The 21,125-nt window shown below is 63.5% G+C and carries 17 protein-coding genes; 5 read left to right on the plus strand and 12 right to left on the minus strand.

The annotated features are described in order from the left end of the window. Positions 1–295: 295 nt before the first annotated feature. From phcB to NKG59_RS17000, 4 genes are all read left to right on the plus strand, one after another. Positions 296–1,708, plus strand: coding sequence for a class I SAM-dependent methyltransferase PhcB (gene phcB / locus NKG59_RS16985; RefSeq protein WP_045202595.1), 1,413 nt, complete (start codon positions 296–298; stop codon positions 1,706–1,708). A gap of 20 nt (positions 1,709–1,728) precedes the next feature. Continuing rightward, on the plus strand, positions 1,729–3,057 hold the full coding sequence (gene phcS / locus NKG59_RS16990) for a two-component system sensor histidine kinase PhcS (protein WP_045202594.1): 1,329 nt from the start codon (positions 1,729–1,731) through the stop codon (positions 3,055–3,057). 7 nt (positions 3,058–3,064) lie between these two features. Beyond that, entirely contained in the window at positions 3,065–4,171 is a 1,107-nt protein-coding gene (phcR, locus tag NKG59_RS16995; RefSeq protein WP_253539019.1) for a two-component system hybrid sensor histidine kinase/response regulator PhcR, read from the plus strand. Positions 4,172–4,253: 82 nt separating this feature from the next. Beyond that, the gene (locus NKG59_RS17000) at positions 4,254–5,261 is read left to right on the plus strand and encodes a response regulator (protein ID WP_045202592.1); all 1,008 of its coding nucleotides are present in this window, start codon (positions 4,254–4,256) and stop codon (positions 5,259–5,261) included. 32 nt (positions 5,262–5,293) lie between these two features. Here NKG59_RS17000 and NKG59_RS17005 read toward each other — a convergent pair whose 3' ends face one another. From NKG59_RS17005 to NKG59_RS17040, 8 genes are all read right to left on the minus strand, one after another. Continuing rightward, on the minus strand, positions 5,294–6,703 hold the full coding sequence (locus tag NKG59_RS17005) for a THUMP domain-containing class I SAM-dependent RNA methyltransferase (RefSeq protein WP_253539022.1): 1,410 nt from the start codon (positions 6,701–6,703) through the stop codon (positions 5,294–5,296). 129 nt (positions 6,704–6,832) lie between these two features. After that, complete coding sequence (locus NKG59_RS17010) at positions 6,833–7,255, minus strand: CopD family protein (RefSeq protein WP_024979083.1); 423 nt, start codon at positions 7,253–7,255, stop codon at positions 6,833–6,835. An 85-nt stretch (positions 7,256–7,340) separates the two neighbouring features. Next, a complete protein-coding gene (locus tag NKG59_RS17015) occupies positions 7,341–8,621 on the minus strand; it encodes a glutamate-5-semialdehyde dehydrogenase (RefSeq protein WP_253539025.1) in 1,281 nt (426 codons plus the stop codon). A 73-nt stretch (positions 8,622–8,694) separates the two neighbouring features. Continuing rightward, positions 8,695–9,771 (minus strand): DNA polymerase III subunit delta, encoded by a 1,077-nt coding sequence (holA, locus tag NKG59_RS17020; protein WP_253539028.1) that lies wholly within the window; start codon positions 9,769–9,771, stop codon positions 8,695–8,697. A gap of 25 nt (positions 9,772–9,796) precedes the next feature. Continuing rightward, positions 9,797–10,321, minus strand: a complete 525-nt coding sequence (locus tag NKG59_RS17025; protein WP_253539030.1) for an LPS-assembly lipoprotein LptE — start codon at positions 10,319–10,321, stop codon at positions 9,797–9,799. Positions 10,322–10,351: 30 nt separating this feature from the next. Continuing rightward, positions 10,352–12,985 carry a leucine--tRNA ligase gene (gene leuS, locus NKG59_RS17030; RefSeq protein ID WP_253539033.1) on the minus strand — a complete coding sequence of 878 codons (2,634 nt, stop codon included), beginning with the start codon at positions 12,983–12,985 and terminating at the stop codon, positions 10,352–10,354. Between the two features lie 178 nt (positions 12,986–13,163). After that, positions 13,164–13,955, minus strand: a complete 792-nt coding sequence (gene dapB / locus NKG59_RS17035; protein ID WP_253539035.1) for a 4-hydroxy-tetrahydrodipicolinate reductase — start codon at positions 13,953–13,955, stop codon at positions 13,164–13,166. A gap of 123 nt (positions 13,956–14,078) precedes the next feature. Further along, entirely contained in the window at positions 14,079–14,735 is a 657-nt protein-coding gene (locus NKG59_RS17040) for an outer membrane protein assembly factor BamE (protein ID WP_045202584.1), read from the minus strand. A 149-nt stretch (positions 14,736–14,884) separates the two neighbouring features. Between NKG59_RS17040 and fur the strand changes: the two genes are divergently transcribed. Further along, on the plus strand, positions 14,885–15,316 hold the full coding sequence (fur, locus tag NKG59_RS17045; protein WP_045202583.1) for a ferric iron uptake transcriptional regulator: 432 nt from the start codon (positions 14,885–14,887) through the stop codon (positions 15,314–15,316). Positions 15,317–15,386: 70 nt separating this feature from the next. Here fur and NKG59_RS17050 read toward each other — a convergent pair whose 3' ends face one another. The 4 genes from NKG59_RS17050 to dgoD form a co-directional block, all read right to left on the minus strand. Then, positions 15,387–16,430, minus strand: a complete 1,044-nt coding sequence (locus NKG59_RS17050; protein ID WP_045202582.1) for a LysR family transcriptional regulator — start codon at positions 16,428–16,430, stop codon at positions 15,387–15,389. Between the two features lie 312 nt (positions 16,431–16,742). Beyond that, the gene (gap, locus tag NKG59_RS17055) at positions 16,743–17,741 is read right to left on the minus strand and encodes a type I glyceraldehyde-3-phosphate dehydrogenase (protein ID WP_009241512.1); all 999 of its coding nucleotides are present in this window, start codon (positions 17,739–17,741) and stop codon (positions 16,743–16,745) included. Positions 17,742–17,827: 86 nt separating this feature from the next. Continuing rightward, positions 17,828–19,843, minus strand: coding sequence for a transketolase (gene tkt / locus NKG59_RS17060; RefSeq protein ID WP_045202580.1), 2,016 nt, complete (start codon positions 19,841–19,843; stop codon positions 17,828–17,830). Between the two features lie 115 nt (positions 19,844–19,958). Then, positions 19,959–21,107 (minus strand): galactonate dehydratase, encoded by a 1,149-nt coding sequence (dgoD, locus tag NKG59_RS17065; protein WP_253539046.1) that lies wholly within the window; start codon positions 21,105–21,107, stop codon positions 19,959–19,961. Between the last annotated feature and the right edge of the window lie 18 nt (positions 21,108–21,125).

Below are 21,125 nucleotides of genomic sequence, written 5' to 3' on the forward strand. Positions count from 1 at the left end.
CAGTAGAGGTGCCGCGGTAGCAATACTGACGGCGCCGGCTGCAGTCGATCATCTTCCCCGATCTTCTCGGAGCGGGTTTGGGCGAGAGACGCCCGGGCTGGCGCGTATTGCGCACGGCCAGCGGACGGCTTCAAACACGCTTTCACGACTGATGCGGCGGCATGCCCGGCAGTGTCGGCGGGGCGCGTCGTATTCGCGGTGCCCGGATTCGCGGTGCGACCCCGGGTGCACGGTTGTTGGAGTGAGCGTCCCGCTTGGCAGACGTTTTCCCTGAAGTCTCCGGCAAATTCGCACCGTGTACTCACCCAACCAAATCGATCCCGCGGTCAGCTTCCGTAACTCACAGGGTCAGCAGGTCCGCGGCACCATCATCACGCTTCAGCGGCGTGCCCTGGTGATGGAGATCTACAACCCGTACTCGATCGTGCAGGTAAGCGAGGTGCTGTCCGAACTCGCGATCAAGATGGGGACGCGGCAAGCCTATCTTGGCAAGGCCGTGGTGATCAGCCTGGTGAACACGGGCCTGACCGCCGTCGTCTCGCTCACGCTGATCGACGAATGGCGCGAGCTATCGGAAGTGGCCGACACGCCGGCCTCCGTGGGCGAAGAAGCGCGAACGTTCGTGCAGGAATGGCAGGAACGCTTCCGCATCCATCGCGACTATCAGATCGTCGTCAACGAGATGCGTGCGTTCCTGGCCGAGGTATCGCGCTGGGTAGAACAGGTGGATCTGTCGAAGACATTGCCGCGCGAAGACAACAAGCTGCGCATGGATGTCTTTCAGGAGCTGGCCGAGCCGATCATGCTCAAGCTCAAGGGCTACATGGACGGGCTGGAGTCGGAGGCAGGCAAGGTCGAGGCTGAGCTTGCGCCGGCGCACCGCACGTTCGCGCAAGCCGCGCTGCATCCGCTGCTGTTGCGCGCGCCGTTCATCTATCGCACGTACACCAAGCCGCTGGGCTACGCGGGCGATTACGAGATGGTCAACCAGATCCTCTCAGACCCGCGAGAAGGTCCGAACACGTACTTCCAGATCGTCAACGCCGCCTTCCTGCGCACCGATGTGGCCGAGGCACACCGCAACCGCATCGACATTCTTGTGCAGTATCTGAGCGATCTGGCCGCGCAAGCCAAGGCGGCGGGCCGAACGTTCAAGGTGCTCAACGTGGGCTGCGGGCCGGCGGTGGAAATTCAGCGCTTCATTCAGCAGCATCCGGAACCAACGTTGCTGTCGTTCGAACTGGTGGACTTCAGCGAAGAAACGCTCGACTACACCCGCGAGCAGATGCGCCGTGCGATGGACCGTGCGCGCAAGACCGTCACCGTCGATTTCGTGCATGAATCGGTGCATCAGCTGCTCAAGCGCCGCATCACGGCCGACAGCCCGCAAGCCGGCGATTGCGATGCGGTCTATTGCGCAGGCCTGTTCGACTATCTCTCCAACAAAGTCTGCCAGCGCCTGCTCGCCTACTTTGCTTCGCGTACGCGCCGGGGCGGCGCCATCCTCGCGACCAACGTGCACGGCAACAACCCGATGCGGTTCGTGATGGAACACGTGCTGGAGTGGTACCTCGTCTATCGCGATGAACCGCTGATGACCGAGCTGCTGCCCGAAGGCTCGCACGACGTGCGTGTTTATACCGACGTGACCGGCGTCAACGTATTCGCCCAGGCCAGCGTGGCCGGGCTTGCCACATCCGCCGCTTAATCCGCTGCCCAGGAACACGCATGGAGCCCATTACACATCGCGGATACCAGGCCGAGCTGAAGCAGTTCCGGCTCGTCTTCAGCCGCATGGCGGCCGTGACCGGCATCGTGCTGGTACTGGCAGGCGTCGGGCTGGACTACGGCATGTATGTGGACAAGCTCTGGCTGTTTGCCTCGCTGCGCGTCATCACCTCGCTCATCATGTTCGGCGCCCTGCTTGTGCTCTATACGCGCTGGGGCGAAGAGCATGTGCAGAGCCTGACGTTCTTCTGGTTGATCTGTCCGCAGATCATGATCTCGTGGATGATCTACGACACCGAGGGCGCCAGTTCTCCGTATTACTCGGGGCTGAACCTGGCGATCTACGCGGTGGGCATGGTGATGCCGATCGGCTTTCTGCAAGCCGTGCTGTTCGGCACCTGCACGTATATCTTCTGGGTGATCGCGTGCACGTTGCATCCGGGCGGCATCCAGTCGCGCGAAATCTTCATCGTGCATTCGCTGTTCATCCTGTTCTCGATTGCGACGAGCACGCTGTACACGTACTTCAATGAGCGCGGGCGCTTCCAGCTTTTCCGGCTCAAGGAAGAAGTTGCGCAGAAGAACGAGCAGCTCGCGCGGACCAATCAGGACCTCACCGACATCAAGGGCCAGCTTCTGCAGCAGGAAAAGATGGCCGCCATCGGCACGCTGTCGGCAGGCCTGTTGCATGAGATCAACAACCCGGTCAACTTCTGCCTGATGGCGATTGCTGTGGCGCAGGAAGACCCCACCGCCAAGGGCAGCCCGATGCTGCTCGAATGCCTGACCGATGCCAAGGAAGGCATGCAGCGTGTGCAGCACATCGTGTCGGACCTGAAAACCTTCGCCTACCGCAGCCCTGAGAAAGGCGAGGCAAATGCGCCGTTCCTGGCAGAAAAGGCCATTGACTCCGCCATCCGCCTGACCAGCCACGAGTTGCGCGGTGTGACCCTCGAACGCAAACTGCCGCCGGACACGCTCGTGCGCGGCGATGAGGCGGCCATCATCGGTGTGCTGATCAACCTGTTGTCGAACGCGGCGCTTGCCATGCAAAAGGTGCAGCGCGAGAACCCACGCATCGAGATTGCCGCCGAATGGATCGACAACCGTCTCCACGTGGTGGTGACTGATAACGGCCCTGGCATCTCAGAGAAAAACCTGTCGCGCGTGTTCGAGCCGTTCTTCACCACGCGCGATGTCGGCAAGGGCCTGGGCCTCGGCCTGTCGATCAGCTACAGCGTCATCCAGCGTCATGGCGGCACCCTGGCCGTGACGAGCCAGGAAGGCGAATGGGCGCGCTTCACGTTCGATCTGCCGCGCTCGGAGTAGACGCATCATGGACACCACGCCGGACACCGTCACCATCCTCTACGTCGACGACGAAGCGCAAGCCTGCAAATGGTTCGCGCGCACGATCGGCGCCGGCTACGCTGTGCTGACGGCCAACAGCGTCGAAGAGGCCAAGACTGTGCTACGCGATTCGCACGAGCGCATCAGCGTGGTACTTACGGACTTCCGCATGCCGGGCGGCGACGGCACCGAGCTGCTGCGCTTCATCGATGCGGAATACGGCGACATCGCCACCATCCTCGTCACCGCGTATGCCGACAAGGACCTGCTGATCCAGGCCGTGAACACCGGGCGCGTGTTCAAGATCCTGGAGAAGCCCTATCAGCCCGAAGACGTGCGGCGCTCGCTGCAAGAGGCACTGGTTCTGCGCCAGGACCGCCTCTTGCGTACCCAGCGCCTCATGGCAATCGACGAAACGCTGGCTTTTCTTGCGCACGAGCTGAACACCCCGCTGGCCGCCATCTCGAACTTTGCACGCGGCATCCGCATGCGCGTGGACCAGACCGAGCCCACGCCCGGGGCCCTTCCCGAAATCGGGCGCGCGGCCGATCGCGTGCAGGACAACGCGCGCTACTGCCTCTCGGTGATCGCCACGTTTCTGAATTCGGTGCGCAACACCTACGGCAAGCCCGGCACAGCCGCCACGCCCAACAGCGCGGGCGGGCTGATCCGCTCGTTGTTCGACACATACCCGTTCACGAACGCGCAGCGCGAATGGGTGTCGTACCGCGTGGAAGACGATTTTCCGATCCAGACGCTGCCCAACTGCGTGATGCTCGTGCTCTCGTCGCTCACGAGCAACGCGTTGCAGGCGCTGCGGCACACCAATGCACCGAAGCTTGAAATCGTCGCCAGCCGTCTGCCTGACGCCTGCAACGCCCAGCACATGATCCGGATCGAGGACAACGGCCCCGGTATCGCGCCTGACGTTCTCGCGCGGCTGACCATCGACCCCGTGACGACGCGCGCCGAAGAAGGCGGCAACGGCATGGGCATGATTTTTTGTACGCGGATCATGCAATCGTTCGGGGGAGCGATTGCGATTGATTCCGCACCCAGCGCAGGCACGCGCGTGACTCTGACGTTCCCATGACAAGACCACAAGACTTACGAACCAGGCCGCACGTGATCCGCGCGTTTGCCGTATCGACTGCAATTGCTATGAGGAGTGACGGATGACCAATCCCGGGGGCAACGAGCCCAAGATCCTGTACGTGGACGACGAGACATTGGCGCTGACTTACTTCGGCCGTGCCATCGGTTCACTGGCGCCGGTCGTCACCGCCACCTCGGTCGAAGAAGGCAAGCGCATGCTCGACCAGCACGCCGCCACGCTGGGTGTGCTCGTGTCAGACCAGCGCATGCCTGGTGAACTCGGCAACGAGTTGCTGCGCTACGCGCGCGAGCGCTACCCGCACCTCGTGCGCATCCTGACTACCGCCTACTCCGAAATCGAAGACACGGTTGAGGCAGTCAACCAGGGGCAGATTCACCGCTACATCAAGAAGCCGTGGGACATCACCGCGCTACGTGTGGAACTGAAGCAGGCATTGGAATTCTCCGATCTGCGTCGCGAGCGTGACGCGCTGCTGCGCGAGAAGATGACCGTGCGCCAGAGCCAGACGCTTACGCATCGCATCGGTGCGCTGCAGACGCTGTACCTCGCGGTGTCGGGGCTGTCGTCGTTCAGCGCCGTCAACGATTACCTGCGTGCCGCCGCCGCCGTGGGTCTGCAATCGCTGGCACAGCCCGACTGGGCGATGAAGGATTACACCGAGCTGATCGGCGAAGAAAGCCTGCGTACCGGCGAGTTCAGCCACGCAGTGCGGCAGGCATATGTGGACCTGTCATCGCGCTTTGACAGCAAGCCCGCGGCGCAGGCGTTGGAAGTGCTGGCCGAGGTGCTTGACGGCAAGGTCTCGCCGTCAGGCAGCGATGCGGCGGCGGTAGTGGATCTCACCGCGCTGACGGAATTCCTGGAGGCGGCGTCCACGCACAAGGTGTCGGAATCGCATGCCAAGTGGCTGGCGTTCCTGCTGTGGCTCGATGGCAAGGGTTGGTCGCTCACGGCCGAGCGCGATGGTGCGACGGTCAAGCTGCGCCTGCTCGACAACCAGACGCAGCTCACGCCGGATCAACTCGCGGCGTGGATGGAGCATTTCCAGGATTTGCAGGCCGCCTGAAGCAGGCCCACAGTTGTCACAAACGCCGATGCTTATGCGTCGGCGTTGCCGTTTGAAGCATCGCCCTGTGCGGGCCGCTCGGGCCGATCGCGCATGCCGCCCTTCACCATGTCGAAGCGGAACAGACGGCATTCGATGTTGCCGTTGTAGAGCGGCGTGCGCTGCGATTCCTTCAGTCGCATCCGACGCGGCATCGAGAGATCGCCGGTAAAGACGAACGCCTTCCAGCCGGCGAAGTCGCGCTTGAGCGTGCCGGCAAAGGCTTGCGCAAATTCGTTGGCGGCGGCCTCTTCCTCGGGGTCGATCGGCGGCGGCGGCTCGGGCTGACGCAGCTCACGCATCGGACGGCGGCCATCGTCGCGCGGGGCGCCCATGGCGCGGCTGGCGCGCTCGAACACGGTGCCGTCTTCCTCACCCTCGCCTTCCGGCCGGCGGCGGCGCGAACCATGTGCACCACGCACCACAATGCGCTCGCCGTATGGGGGATTCATCAGCAACACACCGGCGGTCTCGAATGGCGGCTTGCCGAAGCGCGCGTCGACTTGCTTGAGCACAGGCTCGCCAGGCAGACCGGCACGCTGCCAGTTGGCGGCGGCATAGGCAAGCATGTCGGTGGAAATGTCGGCGCCAGCCACCAGCGGCGGCGCACGGCGCATGGAGGCGGCGGCAGCATCGGCGGCGGCTTCGCGCAGGCGCTTGAAGCATTTGGCGTCGTGGTCCTGCAACCACTCGCAGGCGAAGGCGCGCTGGCCGCCCGGCGCAATGCCAAGCGCGCGTTGCGCAGCTTCAACGAGGAATGTGCCGCTGCCGCACATCGGATCGTAGAACGGCATGCCGTGGGCACCCGTCCAGCCCGTCAGGCGCAGAATGCCGGCGGCAAGGTTTTCCTTCAGCGGGGCCTCGCCCTTTTCCTGGCGCCAGCCGCGCTTGAAGAGCGGCTCGCCGGTGGTGTCGAGGTAGATCGTGCAGTCGGTCTCGGTCAGGTACGCGTAGATGCGCACGTCCGGCGAGACGGCGTCAACGCTGGGCCGCGCGCCCATGCGCTGGCGGAAGCGGTCACACACCCCGTCCTTCACGCGCAGGCCGACAAACTTCAGGCTCTGCAACGGCGATTTGTGCGCGGTCACATCCACGCGAATCATCTCGTCGGGCGTGAAATAGTCTTCCCAGCGCTGCGCAGCGGCCAGCGCGTAGATGTCGTCTTCCGAGCGATAACCGCGCGAGCCGAGGCGCATCAGCACGCGGCTGGCGATGCGGCTGTGCAGGTTGACGGCATACGCCGCACCCTGCGTGCCGAAGAAGTGCACGCCACCCGGCACGGTGCGGCCCACCTCGAACGCGGCCAGCTCATCCACCTCCGGACGGATGGCGATTTCGGCCAGTTCATCGGCCAGCGCCTGTTCTAGCCCACGGGGGCATGGCGCGAAGTAAGCAGTTGCCATCGGAAGACAAAATAGTTAGAGATCACTGCAAAATGAAGCGAAGCGGTTCTGACGGTTCAACGCCGACGCAGACAGTACAAGTCGTACGGCAAGGAGGGGTTGGTCCGTCAGAATCCTTTTGCAGTGGCCTCAGAACGGCTTGACGACCACCAGGATCGTAATCGCCAGCAACAACAGCACCGGCAGTTCATTGAACCAGCGGTAGAACTTGTGGGAACGTTTGTTGGTGCCCGCCTCGAACTTGCGCAGCAGCACGCCACAACCGTGGTGATATCCGATCGTCACGAGCACCAGCGCGAGCTTCGCGTGCATCCAACCATTGGGCGGATACAGCCCGATGCGATATCCCAGGAACAGCCACAGCCCAAGCAGGATCGCGACAATCGCCAGCATGGTCGTGAAGCGAAACAGCTTGCGCGCCATGATCAGCAGGCGCGTGATGGCTGCACGCTCGGTTTCCATCGCAAGGTTGACGAAGATGCGCGGCAGATAGAACAGCCCGGCAAACCAAGACGCAATGAATACGATGTGAAAGGCTTTGACCCAGAGCATGCGAACAGTCCCGTGAATGGTGAAGCGCGAACGGTAAACACATCGCGCGCCGCTCTTGGCGGCGCTCAACGTGCAACAAGCGATATCAGGCGCGAATCTCGCCGTGCCCGAACACGACGTACTTCAGCGAAGTCAGCCCCTCCAGCCCGACTGGTCCACGCGCGTGCAGCTTGTCGTTGGAGATGCCGATTTCGGCGCCAAGGCCGTACTCGAAGCCATCGGCAAACCGCGTGGAGGCGTTGATCATCACGCTGGCCGAATCGACCTCGCGCAGGAAGCGCATGCCGGTCGAATAGTTCTCGGTGATGATGGAATCGGTATGCGCGGAGCCGTAGGTGTTGATGTGCTCGATGGCGGCATCCAGGCCGTCAACGGTGCGGATCGACAGGATCGGCGCCAGATATTCGGTGTGCCAGTCCGCCTCAACGGCATCCTTCAGATTGCCGAAGCCGGCGGCTTCCAGCGTGGCACGCGTGGCCGGGCACACGCGCAGTTCCACACCCTTGTCCTGATAGATCTTCGCCAGCGGCGGCAACGCCCGCGCAGCCACATCGCGCGACACGAGCAGCGTCTCCATCGTGTTGCACGGCGCATAGCGCTGCGTCTTGGCGTTGTCGCACACACGCACGGCCTTTTCGATGTCGGCATCGGCGTCGATGTAGACGTGACAGATGCCGTCCAGGTGCTTGATCATCGGCACCCGGGCTTCTTCGATCAGGCGCGCGATCAGGCTCTTGCCGCCGCGCGGCACGATCACATCGACATACTCCGTCATGGTGATGAGCTTGCCGACCGCCGCGCGATCCGTGGTGGCCACAACCTGTACGGCGTTGGCAGGCAAGCCCGCATCGGCCAACCCTTCCTCGATGAGCGCCGCTAGCGCGCCGTTTGATTCGATCGCCTCGGAGCCGCCGCGCAGAATGGTCGCGTTGCCTGACTTTATGCACAACGCCGCGGCATCCACCGTCACGTTCGGACGCGACTCATAGATGATGCCGATCACGCCAAGCGGCACGCGCATCTGGCCGACCTGGATGCCGGTCGGGCGGAACTTCATGTTGCTGATCTCGCCGATGGGATCGGGCAGCGCGGCGATTTGCTCCAGGCCTGCGGCCATGGTATCGATGGCGCGGTCGGTCAGCGTGAGGCGGTCGATGAAGGCAGCATCCTGGCCGTTGGCGCGGGCGCGCTCGACGTCGCGTGCGTTGATCTCTTTGAGTTTGGCGGCATCGCGACGGACGGCGGCTGCAATATGCAACAGCGCGCGGTTCTTTTGCGCGGTGCCGGCACGTGCCATGCCGCGCGAGGCGGAGCGCGCCTGACGGCCGACCAGGGCCATGTATTCGTTCACGTCGAGCTGCTTCATGATGATCGCGACCGGCGAGCTGCCGGCAAATTCAGTGTGAGGACAATTCGGAGGCTTGCGCCGATGGCGCGGATCAGGCCGGCACCGGGAGGCTGCCCGGCCGCGCGATGCGCATCGCCAGTTGCAGCAGGCCATCCCATGGTTCAGCCGGAAGCGATGGTTCGCGCAATCCCTTGACCTGCCGATCCAGCTTGGCAGCCATCGAGAGCGCACCTTCCAGCTCGCGCTGCGACAGCCGCTGCGCCGCCTGCGGCACCAGCCGCTCGCGCGGGCCCCAGACCCGAAGCTCCCGCAGCATGGACGCCACCGGCTTGCCCTGGGCCGCGCCCGAGGCGATTTTTGATAATACGCGAATTTCTTCGGTCAACGTCCAGAGGACCAAGACCGTGGCTTCGCCCTCGCCCCGCAGGCCTTCGAGCATGCGGACCAGCCGCGGCACATCGCCCGCCAGCATGGCTTCAGACAGCTTGAACACGTCGTAGCGCGCCACGTTGAGCACCGCATCGTGCACATCGTCGAACGTCAATACGCCCGGCGGATGCAGCAGACCAAGCTTCTGGATTTCCTGATGCGCGGCCAGCAGGTTACCTTCCACACGGTCGGCAATGAACTGCAGTGCGCGCCGGCCGGGCTCGCCAGGCTCCACACGCTGCTGCTGGCGTGCCAGGCGCTCGCCAATCCAGCCGGGCAGCTTGGTGCGGTCCACCGAATCGATCTTGATCGACACGCCCGCGCCTTCCAGCGCCGCGAACCACGCAGATTTGGCGGTCGCAAAGTCCAGACGCGGCAGCGTGATCAATGTGAGGGTGTCGGTGGCCGGCCCGGACGGCGTACCCGCAGCCAATGCGCGCAGTGCCTCGCCGCCATCCTTGCCGGGCTTGCCGGACGGAATACGCAATTCGACGATCTTGCGATCCCCGAACAGCGACATCGACTGCTGCGCCTCGGTCACGCGCGACCACGAGAAACCGCGCTCGACGCTCATCACCTCGCGCTCGGTAAAGCCCTGCGCGCGTGCGGCCTGGCGCAGTGCATCAACAGCTTCCAGTGCGAGCAGGTGCTCGTCGCCGTGCACAACGTACAGCGGCGCGAGCCCCTTGGTGGTGGCCTGCTTCAGATGACCTTCGAGCGCATCGAGCCGCAATTGCATGGCAAACCTTGCCCTGATCCGCCGCTTACGACGGCAGCTTCACAGCGGCCAGACGCCGCACAAGCTGGTTGATCGTATCGCCCTGCATGTCGCGGTAGAGCGCCGCTTCTTCGTAATCCTTGGCGAGCACCTGCGTCTCGTTGTACGAAAGATCGCGGAACTGCGTGATTTCCGACGGCGGGATCAGCAGGTTGTCGTGCGCATCGCGCAGCTGGAAGCGGAAGCGATACGTAATGCGGTATTCGCGCACCACACCTTGCGGCGTGAGCGACGAGATGGTCTTCACGCGGTCTTCGGCCAGCACGTCGAGCAGCGCATCGGCGTCTTTCTTGTCCGACACGATGACGGTGTCGGAGCCGTTGTCGATCAGCCGGCGCAACTGCGCGCGCATCTGCGAGTTCTGCGGCAGATTGATGTACAGCCGCTTGAACGCGAAGTCGGTATTGCCCCGCATGTGAAAACCGCAGGCAGACAGCGCAGGCAGCGCGATCGCCAAGGCAAGGACAGAGCGACCAAAGCGGCGGCGGGACAAACCTCGGGACAACGACATAACCATGCGTTCCTTGAGTGGGATGGCCGATCAGGCCACCACGTTCACCAGACGGCCCGGCACCACGATGATCTTCTTGGGCGGCTTGCCTTCAGCAAACTTCTGGACCGCCTCATCCTTGGCGGCAATCGCTTCGATGGCGGCGCGGTCGGCATCGGCCGGCACGACGATGCTGCCGCGCACCTTGCCGTTGACCTGCAGCACGAGTTCGATCTCACTCTGCACCAGCGCACCTTCGTCGACCTGCGGCCACGGGGCGTCGAGCAAGTCGCCATACGCGCCGGCGTAGCCCAGTTCCTTCCACAGCACGTGCGTGATGTGCGGCACCACCGGATACAGCACGCGCAGCAACAGCCCCAAGCCTTCGCGGCGCGCATCGGCGCCCGCGTCCTTGGCGCCTTCCAACGCGTTGAGCATCTTCATCGTCGCCGAGACGACGGTGTTGTACTGCAGACGCTCGTAGTCGTAGTTCGCTTGCTTGAGCACGGTGTACAGCTCGCGGCGCAGCGCGCGATCGGCATCCGTTGCACCGGCCACGACGCCATTACCGTGACCAGCGCGAATTGCGTCAGCATGCGCCACGCCAAAGTTCCACAGACGGCGCAGGAAGCGCGAGGCGCCTTCCACACCAGCATCGTTCCACTCGAGCTGTTGCTCGGGCGGCGCTGCGAACATCGTGAACAAGCGCGCCGTGTCGGCACCGTATTGGTCGATCAGCGCTTGCGGGTCAATGCCGTTGTTCTTCGACTTCGACATCTTCTCCACGCCGCCAATCACCACCGGCTGGCCATCGGCTTTGAGCGTGGCACCCACCGGGCGGCCGCGTTCGTCGGTCTGCACGTCAACATCGGCCGGGTTGATCCACTGCTTCTTGCCCGATGCATCTTCGCGGTAGTAAGTCTCGTTGAGCACCATGCCCTGCGTGAGCAGGTTGGTGAACGGCTCGTCGAACTTGACCAGGCCCAGGTCACGCATGACCTTGGTCCAGAAGCGCGCGTACAGCAGGTGCAAAATCGCGTGCTCGATGCCGCCGATGTACTGATCCATCGGCATCCAGTAATCGTTGCGGGCGTCGACCATGCTGGCGCCGTCCGGGCACGTATAGCGCATGTAGTACCAGCACGAGTCGATGAACGTATCCATCGTGTCGGTCTCGCGGCGCGCGGGCTTGCCGCACGACGGGCACGTGCACTCCAGGAAGCGGGGGTCCTTGGCGAGCGGGTTGCCTGTGCCATCCGGAACGAGGTCTTCGGGCAGGCGCACCGGCAGATCCTGCTCGGGCACCGGCACGACGCCGCAGCTCTCGCAATGGATCAGCGGGATCGGCGTGCCCCAGTAGCGCTGGCGCGAGATGCCCCAGTCGCGCAGGCGCCAGGTGGTCTTCTTCTCGCCAAGGCCCTTGGTGGCCAGGTCAGCGGATACGGCGTCGACGGCCTGCTGATAGTTCAGGCCATCGTACTTGCCGCTGTGGAACAGCACGCCGTGTTCCTTGTCGCCATACCACTCGGCCCAGGTGGTCGTGTCGTACGGCTGACCCTTCACGTCGATGACCTGCTTGATGGGCAGGCTGTACTTGTTGGCGAAGGCAAAATCGCGCTCGTCGTGTGCGGGCACACCCATCACGGCGCCGTCGCCGTAGGTCATCAGCACGTAGTTGCCGACCCACACCGGCACGGATTCACCCGTGAGCGGGTGTGTGACGGTCAGGCCCGTCGGCATGCCCTTCTTTTCCATGGTTGCCATGTCGGCTTCCATGACGCTGCCGTGCTTGCACTCTTCGATGAACGCGGCGAGTGCCGGGTTGGTCTGCGCGGCGTGCGTAGCGATCGGGTGCTCGGCGGCCACGGCGCAGAAGGTCACGCCCATGACGGTGTCGGCGCGCGTGGTGAAGACATACAGCTTGCCGTCGTTGATCAGCTTGCCGTCATCCCCGGAAATGTTGTGCGGGAACGCAAAACGCACACCCTCACTCTTGCCGATCCAGTTCTGCTGCATGAGCTTGACGCGCTCCGGCCAGCCCAAGGGGTCGAGGTCGGAGAGGAGCTCCTGCGCATACTTCGTGATGCCCAGGTAGTACATCGGGATCTCGCGCTTTTCCACCACCGCGCCCGAGCGCCAGCCGCGCCCGTCGATCACCTGCTCGTTGGCGAGCACGGTCTGGTCGACCGGGTCCCAATTGACGGTGCCGGTCTTGCGGTAGGCGATGCCCTTTTCGAGCATCTTCAGGAACAGCCATTGGTTCCAGCGGTAGTAGTCGGGGCTGCAGGTCGCCACTTCCCGCGACCAGTCGATCGCCAGACCCATCGACTGCATCTGCTTCTTCATGTAAGCGATGTTGTCGTACGTCCATGCAGCCGGTGCCACGCCGTTGTTGAGCGCCGCGTTTTCCGCCGGCATGCCGAAGGCGTCCCAGCCCATCGGCATCAGCACGTTGTACCCCTTCATGCGCAGCTGACGCGTCATCACGTCGTTGATCGTGTAGTTGCGCACGTGGCCCATGTGCAGCTTGCCCGACGGATACGGCAGCATCGAGCAGGCGTAGAACTTGGGCTTGTCCGAGCCGTCAGCAGCGCGCGCGTGTTCGGTCACCCGGTAGGCGTCCAGGGCCTGCCAGTGTTGCTGCGCTTGCTGTTCGACTTCAGACGGGGAGTATTTGTCTTGCATGGTGATGGGTCGTCCGAGGTGCCCCGGGCGATTGCAGCCGCGCCACCTACGCGCGCAGCCGGATTGAATAACGGAAAAGGCCCGATTATACCGTCGCCACCCGCCCCATCAGGGCGATCGCGAGCGGAGAAAAAGGGCGCCGGACAGGCCTGCCGGCGCCCTTTCCTGCCCGCCTGATTTACAGGCCGAGCACGTCGTTCATGTCGTACAAGCCTTTCTTGCCGGCCACGTACACCGCAGCGCGCACGGCGCCTTCGGCATACGACTGGCGCGTGTTGGAGCGATGCGTGATCTCGATGCGCTCGCCATCGCCGGCAAACAGCACGGTGTGGTCACCCACAATGTCGCCGCCGCGCACGGTGGCAAAGCCGATGGTGCCCAGCTCCCGCGGCCCGGTCTCGCCTTCGCGGGCATACACCGCACGATCGGCCAGCTTGGTGCCCTGTGCCTCGGCCACGATCTCGCCCATCTTGAGCGCGGTGCCCGACGGCGCGTCGATCTTGTGCTTGTGATGCGCCTCGATGATCTCGACGTCATAGCCCTGCGCCAGGATCTTGGCGGCGACTTCGATCAGTTTGAAGGTCGCATTCACGCCCACGCTCATGTTTGGCGCCCAGACCACGCCGATCGACTCACCGTAGGTCTTGAAGCTGGCCTTCTGCTCGGCCGTGAAACCGGTCGTGCCGATCACCACGGCAGTTCCCAGCTCACGCGCCACATTCAGGTGATTGAGCGTTGCGTCAGGACGCGTGAAATCGATCAGCACGTCGGCCTGCGAGAGCCCCGCGCGCACGTCGTCGGTCACAATCACGCCGGTGGTCTTGCCGAGCTTGACGCCGGCATCCTGTCCCACGGCGTCGCTGCCGGTGCGGTCCAGCGCGGCGCCCAGCATCACGCCCGGCGTGCGCAGTACAGTGTCGATCAGCATCTGGCCCATGCGGCCCGAGGCGCCTGCAATCGCAATTTTCATGTCGGTGGAAGCGAAAAGCTGCAAAAGAGAAAGCGGTCTGTAAAACGCACAAGCGGCGGAACCCGTCCGCCGCTCGCTCGAAGATGGTGTGCCGATGCTCCGGCTACGCGCGCCTCTGGGCGTTCAGGGCGACGTGGTGGCCGGCGGCGGAACGCTGGTGTCGGTACCGCCACCACCAGTGCGGCGCTCCGGCAACGTCACGTCAACACTGTTTTTGGAGCCGGTGGTCGACTGCACACGGTCAGCTGCTTCAGCCGACGGAATCGACGGCGCGCGCGCTGCCGGTGCGGCACCCGCAGCAGCAGCGGCTTGCGCGGCATCCTTCTTCGGGCGCTTGATGCCATCGATCTCGGAGATCAGCTCCGATTCGGACGGCAGTTCATCGGCGCCCACCCACTTGGCCAGGCGATCGCCGTCAAACCACACGGTCAGCTTGCGTTCCTGCACAACGGCCGTGTTGCCACGCTTGAATGAGAAGATGTAGTCCCAGCGGTTGGCATGGAACATATCCGTCAACAGTGGCGTGCCGAGTACGAAGCGCACTTGGTCGCGCGTCATGCCTTCCTTGAGTTGCGCCGCTTGTTCGCGCGAAACGAAATTGCCTTGCACGATATCGATGCGATACGGCGTGATGGCATTGGCGATCTTGCGCGTGGTGCTGTCATAGGTGCCGCATCCGGCCAGCAACGCCGACGCAGCGAGCATGGCACCCACCAACAGACCGCCGCGACGGGCGACGTGGGCAAAACGGACAGGACTGCGCGCAAAGGAAAAGGTCATGAGCGATCGGCCTTCAAACGGTTCCGGACATGCCGGTACGGGAGGAATCGGCGAGGGCCAGGCACATCGTGCAGGCCCGTCAATAGGACTTTTGCCGCCAAAACCCTTATGATTGGAATCCGAACATTGTACTCTAGGGAGCCTGGCGCATGCCGAGTCCTGCAGACCTCAAGAACATCGGTCTGAAAGCCACGGTGCCGCGGTTGAAGATCCTCGAGATCTTTCAGACCAGCGAAGAGCGCCACATGAGCGCCGAAGACGTGTACCGCATCCTGCTCGCCGAGCACATGGACATTGGCTTGGCCACGGTCTATCGCGTGCTGACGCAGTTCGAACAGGCGGGGCTGCTGTCACGCAACAACTTCGAATCCGGCAAGGCGATCTACGAACTCAACGAAGGCAAACACCACGATCACCTGGTGTGCCTCGATTGCGGCCGCGTGGAAGAATTTTTCGATGCCGAGATCGAGCAGCGCCAGCAGAGCATTGCCCGTGCGCGCGGCTTTGCGCTGCAGGAGCACGCGCTGTCGCTCTACGGCAATTGCTCGAAGGAGGCCTGCCCGCACCGGCCAAAGCGCTGAAGCGTTATCCAAAAGAAAACGGCCGCATCGTCTGCGGCCGTTTTTCATTGGAGCGGCGAGATGGCGGATGTCAGACGGACAACCGCGTCTCGCCCTCCTTTTCTGCGTCGCCCTGGCCGCCTTTCTCGGCCTTGCCGTGCTCATTGGCCTGCACGGGCGGATGGGCCGGAGCGCCCGACGCCTGCCCGGTGTATTCGGCCACAACCTGCTTGAAGAGCTGACGCGCCCACACCAACATTGGATGCGTGTTGCGGCTGCGGTGCCACAGCATGTTCAGGCCCAGCACGGTTTCAAGCTCAGCCGGCAACGGAAACGCGTTCAGGTCGTACGTCTTGCAGACCATATCCTTCATCAGCGAGTTGACCGTGAAGATCATGTCGGTCTGGGCAGCCACTTCGCCCTGTGTGCGCCAGCTATGCACGGTCATGGTCGAGTTGCGCTTGAGGCCGCGCTGCTGCAAGGCGTAGTCCAGCGGAATGAGCGACGGCGCGACGCGACTGCCTGGGCTGCCTTGCGCGATGAAGATATGCTCGCAATCGAGATATTGCTCGAGCGTGCAACGTTCCCCGAGGATCGGGTGGTCCTTGCGTGCGCAGACCCACATGTTGAACGAGGTCACGACCTCTTCCATGATCTCGGGATGGCGCGTGGGGAACGGTGAGAACGCCAGATCCAGCTCGTTGGCGCGCATGGCGGCCACGTCGGCTTCCCACGAGGATGACTCGGTCAGGCGCACCTGCAATGCCGGCGCCAGTCGCTTGATGCGCAACAGGAAGCGATCGAACAGCGCATCGCCCAGCGTGCCTGCAAAGCTGACGTTGAACGTGCCGGTCGCCTCGGCCGGGTCAAACGTGGCGATGTCGCCTTCGTTGATGGCGGCCCACAAGTCGAGCATCTCACGCACCTTGGGACCCAGCTCCAGCGCCTTGGGCGTGGGTGTCAGGCCATGCGGAACACGGATGAAGAGGGGATCGTCGAAAATTTCGCGTAGACGGCCCAGCGAATGCGAGACAGCCGGTGCGGTCATGTGCATCTTTTCAGCCACGTAGGTGGCGTTGCGCTTGCTGAGCAGCTCAACAAAAATCACCAGCAGCTTGGTATCGACGTTGACCATGGGACGCCTTGGCTCGAACACGTTGGAAAACTGGAAAGGCAACCATTGCCGAGGCAATGGGTCGGATGCGGCACAAAAGCCCGCCACATCACAATGTAGTAATTGTTCAGTGTACGGACTGCAACCCGATTTTCAAAGCGAATTCCTGTGGCGCGAATTCGAAACTTGCCCATCCGCAAACGTTTCTTTTCAGTTCTTAACAAACCGGGATCGAGCGTGTGCCGAGTGACGCGTGGCTGTGACGGCTGCTCCGCTTTGCTCGCCTATGAAAAACGCGCCCGAAGGCGCGTTCGTCTGTCCCGTTGATCGGGATTACTTGCCTACCACGCGCGCCATTTCCAGGCACTTGTTCGAGTAGCCCCACTCGTTGTCGTACCAGCTCACGACCTTGATGAAGGTGCCATCGAGTGCGATGCCGGCTTCGGCGTCGAAGATCGAGGTGCGTGCATCGCCGCGGAAATCCGTAGCGACGACCTTGTCTTCGGTGTAGCCCAGCACGCCCTTCAGCGCGCCTTCGCTTTGTGCCTTCATTTCGGCGCAGATTTCAGCGTACGTGGCAGCGCTTTCCAGCTCGACGGTCAGGTCAACGACCGACACGTCCGAGGTCGGCACACGGAACGACATGCCGGTCAGCTTCTTGTTCAGTTGCGGGATCACCACGCCCACGGCCTTGGCGGCGCCGGTGGACGACGGGATGATGTTTTCCAGGATGCCGCGGCCGCCGCGCCAGTCCTTGTTGGACGGGCCGTCAACGGTCTTCTGCGTGGCGGTGGCAGCGTGCACGGTCGTCATCAGGCCGCGCTTGATGCCCCACTTGTCGTTCAGCACCTTGGCAACCGGTGCCAGGCAGTTGGTCGTGCACGAAGCGTTGGAGATGATCGCCTCGCCCTTGTACGTTTCGTGGTTAACGCCGTACACGAACATCGGGGTGTCGTCCTTGGACGGGGCCGACATGATCACCTTCTTGGCGCCCGCGTCGATGTGCTTCTGCGCGCCTTCCTTGGTCAGGAAGATGCCGGTCGATTCGATCACCACGTCGGCGCCGACTTCGCCCCACTTCAGCTCAGACGGATCCTTCACGGCGGTCAGGCGGATCTTCTTGCCGTTGACGACGAGGGTGTTGCCGTCGACAGACACTTCACCGTCGAAGCGGCCGTGCACCGAGTCGTACTTGAGCATGTACGCCAGGTAGTCGGGCTCGAGCAGGTCGTTGATGGCAACGACTTCGATGTCCTTGAAGTTGGCGGCGGCGGCGCGGAACACCATGCGTCCGATGCGGCCGAAGCCATTGATGCCGATCTTGATGGTCATGGTCAGTCTCCTGATAGCAGAAAAGAAATCGACGGTGCGATAAAAACCAGCGCGGCACCTCGTGGGTGCCGCGTACGCAAATTCAGTTAAGCAATGACGCTCTTGGCGGTGTTCACCACGTTCTCGACCGTGAAGCCGAAGTGCTTGAACAGCACGCCCGCCGGGGCCGATTCACCGAACGTGTCGATACCGACCACGGCTTGTACTTGGTACTTCCACCAGAAATCGGTCACGCCCGCTTCCACGGCGATGCGCGGCACGCCGGCCGGCAGCACGCTCGCCTTGTAGGCGGAATCCTGCTTGTCGAACACGGTCGTGGCAGGCACCGACACCACGCGCGCATGGATACCCTCGGCGGCAAGCTGATCCGCTGCACCCACCGCCAGGCCAACTTCCGAGCCGGTGGCGATGATCACCACGTCCGGCTTACCGTTGGCGGCATCGCGCAGCACGTAGCCGCCGCGAGCGATGGCTTCGCGCGTGGCCGGGTTGCGCGCCTGGAACGGCAGGTTCTGGCGGCTGAAGATCAGGCAGCTTGGGCCGTTCTGGCGCTGGATGGCAGCGGCCCAGGCGACGGCGGTTTCGGTGGTGTCGGCGGTGCGCCAGACATCCATGTTCGGGATGAGGCGCAGGCTGGCAACGTGCTCGATGGATTGGTGCGTCGGGCCGTCTTCGCCCAGGCCGATGGAATCGTGGGTGAACACGAAGATCGAGCGGATTTTCATCAGCGCTGCCATGCGCAGCGCGTTGCGGCTGTAGTCGGAGAACGTCAGGAACGTACCGCCGTACGGAATGTAGCCGCCGTGCAGCGCGATGCCGTTCATGATGGCGCTCATGCCGAACTCGCGCACACCGTAATTGATGTGGTTGCCCCAGGCATCCACACGCACGGCCTTGCTGCCGCTCCAGTTGGTCAGGTTCGAGCCTGTCAGGTCGGCCGAACCGCCAAGCAGCTCGCCCAGCACCGGGCCATAGGCTTCGAGCGTGTTCTGGCTGGCCTTGCGGGTGGCGATGGTTTCAGCCTTGAGTTCGCACTTCTCGATGAACTCGGCGACCGCCTTGTCGAAGGCTTCCGGCAGTTCGCCACGCATGCGGCGCTCGAACTGCTCGGCTTCGGCCGGGTGGCGCTCGGAATACGCATCGAACAGCGCGTTCCAGGCCTTTTCCAATGCATGGCCCTGACCCTTGGCATCCCACGCGTCGTACACGGCTTGCGGCACCTCAAACGGGGCGTGCGGCCAGGCCAGCGCTTCGCGCGCGGCAGCGATTTCAACGCCGCCCAGCGGGGCGCCGTGCACATCGTGACCGCCTTCCTTGTTGGGCGCGCCCTTGCCGATGAGCGTGCGGCAGCAGATCAGGGTCGGCTTGTCCGACTTCTTGGCTTCGGCAATGGCGGCGTCAACGGCGTCAACGCTGTGGCCATCCACGGCGCGGATCACGTTCCAGCCGTACGCTTCGAAGCGCTTCGGGGTGTCGTCGTTGAACCAGTGGACAACGTCGCCGTCGATCGAGATGCCGTTGTCATCCCACAGCGCGATCAGCTTGTTCAGCTTGAGCGTGCCGGCCAGCGAGCAAGCCTCGTGGCTGATGCCTTCCATCAGGCAGCCGTCGCCCAGGAAGACATAGGTGTGGTGGTTGACGATGTCGAAACCCGGGCGGTTGAACTCCTGGCCCAGCAGGCGCTCGGCCAGCGCCATGCCGACGGCGTTGGTGATGCCTTGGCCGAGCGGGCCGGTGGTCGTTTCCACGCCCGGGGTGATGCCGTATTCCGGGTGGCCGGCGGTCTTGCTGTGCAGCTGGCGGAAGTTCTTCAGCTCCGACATCGGCAGGTCGTAGCCGGTCAGGTGCAGCAGCGCGTAGATCAGCATCGAGCCGTGGCCGTTGGACAGCACGAAGCGGTCGCGATCAGGCCAGCGCGGGTTCAGCGGGTTGTGGCGCAGGTGGCGGCTCCACAGTGCCACGGCGATATCCGCCATGCCCATCGGCGCGCCGGGGTGGCCCGAATTGGCTTGCTGGACGGCGTCCATGGCAAGCACGCGAATGGCGCTGGCCATCAACTGGGTAGGCTGGGTGGTATTCGAGTGGAGGGCGGGGGCGGTCATGCGAACCTGCGGCAGGAGATAGGCGGGAAAACCGCGATTTTACCAGACGGGGATGACCCGGCTGGGGTGATCGCGGTCAGTAAAACGTGCTACGACGTCCCCTCCCCCGCCCGGCTTACCACTCCGCCACAGAACCGTCGGCGTGGCGCCACACTGGGTTGCGCCAGTCGGGAGCTTCCTTGCTGCGTTCGATGACCAGCGCCTCGTCAATATCCACGCCCAAGCCAGGCAGGCGCGGCGGGCGGATATAGCCGCCGTCCAACGCAAAATCGGCCTTGTTCCGCACGTAATCGAGCAGTTCGGCGCCTTTGTTGTAATGGATGCCCATGCTCTGTTCCTGCAACGTGGCGTTCCAGCTCACGAAATCGACGTGCAGGCAGGCCGCCAGGGCGATGGGGCCCAGCGGGCAATGCGGCGCCAAGGCCACATCGTAAGCCTCGGCCATTGCGGCGATCTTCACGCACTCAGTAATGCCGCCGGCGTGAGACAGGTCCGGCTGCAGAATCGATACCCCGCCCGCTTCCAGCACGCGCTTGAAGTCGAAGCGCGAGAACATGCGCTCGCCGGCGGCAATGGGCAGATGGGTGTGGGCGGCCAGGCGGGCATAGGTTTCAGCCTGCTCGGCCAGCACCGGTTCCTCGATAAAGAGCGGGCGATACGGCTCCAGCTCCTTGATCAGCACCTTGGCCATCGGCGCAGAAACGCGGCCGTGGAAATCGAGCCCGAATTCGACGGTGTTGCCGAATGCCGAGCGAATCTCTGCGACCTTGGCGACCGCCGCGTCGACGGCGCGGGACGTGTCGATGATGCCCATCTCTTCGCAGCCGTTGAGCTTGAAGTGATCAAAGCCACCGGCCTGCAGCGCCTTCATGCCGGCAATCACGTCGGCCGGGCGGTCGCCGCCAACCCAGCTGTAGGTGCGCATCTTGTCGCGCACGAGACCGCCGAGCAGTTCGTATACCGGCACGCCCAGCACCTTGCCCTTGATGTCCCACAACGCCTGGTCAATGCCGGCAATGGCGCTCATCAGGATCGGGCCGCCACGGTAGAAACCGGCGCGGTACATGGTCTGCCAGAGGTCGTTGATGCGGCTCGGGTCTTGGCCGATGAGGTAGTCGGACAGCTCGTGCACCGCCGCTTCCACCGTGCGCGCACGGCCTTCAATGACGGGCTCGCCCCAGCCGGTGACGCCATCGTCGGTCTCGACTTTCAGGAACATCCAGCGCGGAGGCAGGCGGTACGTGGTCAGGCGGGTGATTTTCATGGATCGAATCGATGGTGC

The organism is Ralstonia chuxiongensis (assembly GCF_024158925.1).
Taxonomy (GTDB): Bacteria; Pseudomonadota; Gammaproteobacteria; order Burkholderiales; family Burkholderiaceae; genus Ralstonia; species Ralstonia chuxiongensis.